4 protein-coding genes, 1 tRNA gene and 3 pseudogenes are annotated in these 5,742 nt (G+C 45.9%); 2 read left to right on the top strand and 6 right to left on the bottom strand.

The window, feature by feature from the left end; all coding sequences use genetic code 11:
* Window positions 1-165 (top strand): annotated as a pseudogene (locus tag O9324_RS25275) (ISAzo13-like element ISMae28 family transposase); the annotation flags it as partial.
* A gap of 411 nt (window positions 166-576) precedes the next feature.
* Here the strand turns inward: O9324_RS25275 and O9324_RS25270 are convergent.
* The 5 genes and pseudogenes from O9324_RS25270 to O9324_RS25250 form a co-directional block, all read right to left on the bottom strand.
* Window positions 577-1,653: an AI-2E family transporter gene (locus tag O9324_RS25270; RefSeq protein WP_288141644.1), complete on the bottom strand. Its 1,077-nt coding sequence runs from the start codon at window positions 1,651-1,653 to the stop codon at window positions 577-579.
* Window positions 1,653-1,724, bottom strand: a pseudogene (locus tag O9324_RS25265) (helix-turn-helix domain-containing protein); the annotation flags it as partial. The pseudogene O9324_RS25265 and the gene O9324_RS25270, both read right to left, overlap by 1 nt.
* 227 nt (window positions 1,725-1,951) lie before the next feature.
* A complete protein-coding gene (locus O9324_RS25260) occupies window positions 1,952-3,142 on the bottom strand; it encodes an FtsW/RodA/SpoVE family cell cycle protein (RefSeq protein WP_002768221.1) in 1,191 nt (396 codons plus the stop codon).
* 70 nt (window positions 3,143-3,212) lie between these two features.
* On the bottom strand, window positions 3,213-4,157 hold the full coding sequence (locus O9324_RS25255) for an isoaspartyl peptidase/L-asparaginase (protein ID WP_287628637.1): 945 nt from the start codon (window positions 4,155-4,157) through the stop codon (window positions 3,213-3,215).
* 505 nt (window positions 4,158-4,662) lie between these two features.
* A tRNA-His gene (locus tag O9324_RS25250) sits at window positions 4,663-4,735 on the bottom strand.
* Between the two features lie 102 nt (window positions 4,736-4,837).
* Between O9324_RS25250 and O9324_RS25245 the strand changes: the two genes are divergently transcribed.
* On the top strand, window positions 4,838-5,224 hold the full coding sequence (locus O9324_RS25245) for a DUF4359 domain-containing protein (RefSeq protein WP_002757343.1): 387 nt from the start codon (window positions 4,838-4,840) through the stop codon (window positions 5,222-5,224).
* 386 nt (window positions 5,225-5,610) lie between these two features.
* Here the strand turns inward: O9324_RS25245 and O9324_RS25240 are convergent.
* Window positions 5,611-5,742, bottom strand: a pseudogene (locus O9324_RS25240) (ISNCY family transposase); the annotation flags it as partial.

The following is a 5,742-nucleotide window of genomic DNA, read 5'->3' as shown; positions in this document are numbered from 1 at the left end:
CCGATTGTTAAGTTGATTACTGAAACTTATGAAAAAGGAGTAAAGCTTACTAAAAAAGCCAGGGAAAAAATCGAAGAAAAAATCGAACGTCTCACAGAATCAACGAATCAAGACTTTCCCGATTTGGGACAATGGTTTATTTATATCTATTATGATAAGACCTAGTTTGTAGTTAACTAAGATGGTTAGCTAAAAACTGTCTTTGATTCTTTAACTTGTCCTTGTTATACTCGAAAAAGCTCGGAAGTATAAAAGTTTGTGCTGCCTATTTTTTCGGAAAAATAGGTTGTAATGGGAGACTCTTTGTTTTCCTAAACAAAAATAATTACTTTTTCAAAAAAACACTTTTCTATTTTTTTGTTGGGTATTTTATTCTCTGGAAGTCCCTAAGACTTCTGCTGATGTGAGCAAACAGAGAACTGAAAACCCAAATCCGATACCTAATAGCTGTCTCGGAGTCTCGGAGTCTCGGAGTCTCGGAGTCTCGGAGTCTCGGAGTCTCGACTAGGAAATTAATTTTGCACGACTACTTAAGTTCCCTGGAAAGATTAAGGTAAAAATTAGATCTATCAGCCTTTAGATTGGCTGATCATGGCTATTTGCCACCGGTTCGGGGCTATCCTCGCCAATCCAAGCCCTGACTAACTCGTAGCAGAGACCGAGCAGAACCGGCCCGACGAACAAACCGATAATCCCATAGGCGATCACTCCCCCGAACACCCCCAGCAGAATCACCACCATGGGAATGGGCAGGCCGCGCCCCATTAAGATCGGTTTGAGGAAATTATCCACCAAGGTGGCGGGAATCATCCAGATTGTAAACAAGAGGGCGATGGAATTAGGTAGTGTTACCCAAGCGTGAATGAGCGCCCCCAAGACAATCAAACCGGGGCCAATTTGGAGAATGCCCAAAATTAGGGTGAGGAAAGTTAATAAACCGGCCGCAGGCGTTCCCACCGTGACTAAACCGATGCCGATCAAAAGACTCTGGATAATGGCAACGCCAATAATACCGCGGCTAACATTGCGGACGGTGGAGGCGGTCAGACTGGCCAGCGCGATGCCTCGACCTGGGGCAATCTTTTCCGCTAACCGGTTCATCAGGTGAGTCAGATTTTTAGCGGAGAGGGTGAGGGCCGCCGCAATCACAATTGAGACGATAAATTTCAGCACCGTCAGACCAGTACTGGTGGCTAGGGAAAGGGAAATTTTCCCCAGTTCTTTTAATTGTGGCTCGAAGCGTTGAAAAAATTGACCCGTGTTATCCGATGCCTGCTGCCAGAGACTCGCAATCCTTTCGCCGATTAGCGGCCAGGTGGCCACATCGGTGGGGGGAGGGGGAATCACCGCCGCACCAGTATCGATATATTCGGCCAGCGTTCGCAGATTACCGGCCAGAACCGCTGCGATGGCACTCACCGGACCGATAATGATCCCTAGACAAATTAGGGTGAGGAGAACTGCGGCCAGTTTCGCTCGGCCAGCGAGTAACTTTTTTAACCAGAGAAAGAGCGGATACCAAGCGATCGCCAGAATTGCTCCCCAGAGGATCATGGTTAGGAAGGGACGCAGCAGGGTAAAACCAGCAAATAACAACAGGCCGAGAAAGAACAGCCGGATGACGAGATCGATAATTTTAGCGTCATTTTTCATCCCAAAGTGCGCCGCAATAGCGACTCTTGTTCGGGTGTGGGGTAAAATCGAAACGAATAGGCTTTTTCCATACCTCACATTTTAGCATATATTTCGTAAACGATGCTCATATTTAACAGTAAAGCCGTCGTAGAACGACGGGGTTTCAGACCCAAAATTTTCGATGATTTCTAGGGTTTGGCCAGGGAATTGGGTGAGAAGTCAGTCCCGATGAAAAAATTTTCACCCCCACAGATGAAAGAGGTTTCCTTCCTACACCCCACAACCTCTTTCAAGTCAGGAGATAGTATTGAGCTTTTTAGCCGTCAGCCATCAGCTTTTTCTCCCTGCTCCCCGCACCCTTCTGCCAAGTCTGGCGTTCTAGGCTGTCATTTTCTTCCCTAGCCACCCGGATTAAGAGGGCTGCTAAAAAGAGACTGGCTAAACTGGAACTGCCGCCATAACTAAAGAGGGGGAAAGGTAAGCCGGTAGTGGGTAAAGAACCAGTGGCCACACCGATATTTAACAGGGATTGACCGATCAAAATTACCATCGCCCCGATCGCCACTAATTTTTTGATGCGATGACGACATTTAACCGCCACGATCAGGGCGAGAGTAGCGTAGAGAAATAGCATGATTAACAGTAAAATACCGCCAATAAAACCAAATTCCTCACCAAAGACAGCGAAAATAAAATCCGTATCCGGGAAGGGTAGATAAAATAATTTTTGTTGGGATAAACCGTAACCGCTGCCGGTGGTTCCGCCAGAACCGATCGCCAGTAAACTCTGCACTAATTGATAACCATCACCCCGGGGATCCTGCCAGGGGTCTAAGAAAGATAAAATCCGTTTTCTCTGGTATTCGCGGAAAGTAACACTAACCACAGCCATAGTTACACCCAGTAAAGCGGTGCTGGTCATGTAGGATAAAGGCAGACCGGAGGCAAGAGCGATCAGCCAGAGAGTTATACCACACAGAGCAGTGGTACTCAAGTTAGGTTGTAAGAGAATGCCGGCTAGAATTAGCCCAAAAATAGCGATCCAAGTTAACCGTTGATTGACATTTAAACGCGGCCAGCCACCGAAAACCGCCGCTCCTTGCAGGACGAGAAACGGTTTCATAAATTCCGACGGTTGCAAGAGAATCGGCCCGATTTTAATCCAACGGGTGGCACCGTTGATATTAGCTCCCAAACCAGGGATAAGAGTGATCAAAATTAATCCTAAAACTAATAAAATCATCCAGGGTGCAATTTTGAGCAGATTCTCGATCGGCAATCGCACTAGGAAATTAAAGCCAATTAAGCCAATCCAAAGCCAGATTAATTGGCGGATAAAATAGTATAGTCCGTTATCGAAGCGACTGTCAGCCAGAGCGTAGGAAGCGGAAAAAAGCACGACTAACCCGACTAGGAGCCACAAGAAAGTCATCCAGCGCAATAATCGCGCTTCGGCTGACCAGTTTTTCACATCGGGGTCAAAAATAGGAATAATGTATTGCCACACGGAGATTTTCGAGAAGAAGTATCTTGTACAGATTAACCGAAAAGACTAGGCTCGATCGCAGTTTGTTCCACTATCCGACGGCGACATGACCGATTAAACCCGCGTTTTCACCGTGCCATTCTAGGGTATCACCGATCGCCTGACCGTCATGATAGGCAGCCAAGAGAATTTCCGCCGTTTTCCCCCAAACAATATTACCCTGACGATCAAGGGAAATCATGCCCAGATCCCGACCATTAGTTTGGGATTCGCGCATCGATTTCTCCACGGCAGCGGCGAGGGAAAAACCATCGCTGACGCGAATGACCACCTTAGCGGCTAAACACTCATCAATAATATCTTCCCCGACTCCCGTGCAACTTACGCCCGCCCATGGATTCGCATAATTGCCGGCCGGCATGGCACTGTCACTAACGCGACCGATTCTTTCTAGTCCCTTACCTCCGGTAGAAGTTCCGGCGGCGATGTCTCCTTGCTGGTCGAGAGCCACCACCCCGATAGTTCCCCGTTGCGCTGAGGAGTCGGCGAATAAACGGGCCATTTTGCGATTAAAGTTCGTCTTTCTTTCCTCCATCCATTCTTGAATCCGATAATCGGTTAGGGGATCATAGAGGGGAATTTGTAATTCTCTGGCCAGATCTGCAGCTCCAATTTCCGAGAGAATGCGATCCTCTTGACTTTGGAGAAATTGAGCGAGGCTAATGGGATTCTGTACCCGCGAGACGTTAATGACACCGCTTAAACGCTGGCGACGACCATCCATCAAGGCTGCGCTCATTCGCACCTGACCGTCCGATTGCACCACCGAACCAGTCCCAGCATTAAATCGCGGTTCATCCTCCAGTAACATACATCCTTTTGTCACCGCCTCCACAGCACTCGCACCATTGTCAAGGAGGTTGTAAATATTCTTAACAATCCCCCGGAGAGAATCGCGTACTGATTCTAAACCACCTTTGTCCTCTAGGGAACTCGCTCCCCCATGAATAATTAACTTCGGATTTACTCTGGTCATTATTGTTCTAACATCATATTACCGCTCGGATCTAAACTATCACGTTATCGCTACTCCGCTTCTCCAGTGCCGTCTTAACCGGTAAGTAGGGTTTGCGGCAAAAAGTTTTTCCTGGGGACAGGGTGCGGGGTGTGGGGTGTGGGGTGTGGGGTTTTAGCCATTTTCAGGGGGTCAATTACCTAATTTTCAGGGAAAAAGTCCCGGAATTTTGCCCCGATCACTCCCATATCCGGTACTTTTTGATTGACAAAAGGTCTAAAAGTGTTACCCAACAAAGTTTTCAGATTTATTCAGCCAACCCTAATTACTCACCGTTCGCTCCTTTCTGGAAGCGAGAATTTGCTCAATTGTCTCAAATACAGTCTAGCCAACACATTGACCGTTCTCATCGAAACTTATCAGTACAAAAAGACTATTTTGAGGTTAACGAATTGATTGGGGATTTGAGCGGGTAAGTGCCAATCAACCCCCTTAAAGCCTAATTATCAACGAGCCTTGAAAAGAGGGCGAACGAGGGGACTTGAACCCCCGAGTGGTGGAACCACAATCCACTGCCTTAACCACTTGGCTACGCTCGCCGTACACCTTTTCAAGTATAGCACAAGACGAATGGTTGACAAGAGGTTTTTTATCCTAATTCAGGCTATGGTTAGGGTAAGTGAGTGATGATTTGAGAGCTTATGAAATTGGCGCGGTTAGGGGGAATAGTGTTAGGAGTGGTTTTAGGGGGAATTGCGGGGATATTGCTGACAACTAACCCTAATCGTCAAGATTACGAACAATACGCTTCCCAGAGGTTAACTAGCTATCTTAAGGATAATGTCTGCGCTCGGGCGCAAGCTTCCCTCGAGGTGCAAGCTCTCTTACGGGGTTACTGTAAAATGTTGGTGGATACGGGTCATCCTTTTTTACAAGAAGCGATCGCCACTCACACCACTAGAAAGAATTTTGTCATTTTCAGCGTTTATCAAACGGAATTATGGTTCCCTCCCCCTTTACCTAGTTATCACTTCAGCACCGTCGGTTTTTTGAACAAATTATACATCTACGAAGCTTTAGAACTGTAGTCAGGCAATTGAAATTTTCCGAGAGTAAATCCTGATGGTAGTGATTTTATTGTAGTGGTGATAGCTGAAACTTTTGCTAATTGGGCATTGTAGCCGACATTCCGCACATCTTCATATACTTTTATATATTTTTACATTCCCCAAGATGTTTTGACGAAAAACCTTCATTGTAGAAACTACTATTGAGAACATTTTCAATAATTGATTTTTTCTGAGAAAAAAAATTACAATTCTTCACCTTGAGAAAAATCAATCATTGTAGCTATAGTCCCTACTGGCAATGGGTTTTAAGCAATATATTAGTAAAAATCATCAATTGAATGTTAAGAAGTGCGGAAAGTGGGTCATGATTTTGTAACCATGACCAACTTACCCCTGTTACTCTAGCAATTCCTCGTCAGGAAATTCGTTCGAGCAAGAGTTGATCAATTAATTGTTTGGTTTCGTCAGAGACGGTTTTATTAGTGGGATTGATCACAAACGGTTGACCACATTCTTTACCTTGACGTTTGGGTTTT

The sequence above is a fragment of the Microcystis sp. LE19-84.1B genome (assembly GCF_027531875.1).
GTDB lineage: Bacteria > Cyanobacteriota > Cyanobacteriia > Cyanobacteriales > Microcystaceae > Microcystis > Microcystis panniformis.
The sequence above is the reverse complement of the archived record's forward strand: the minus strand, read 5'-3'. Positions and strand labels throughout refer to the sequence as shown.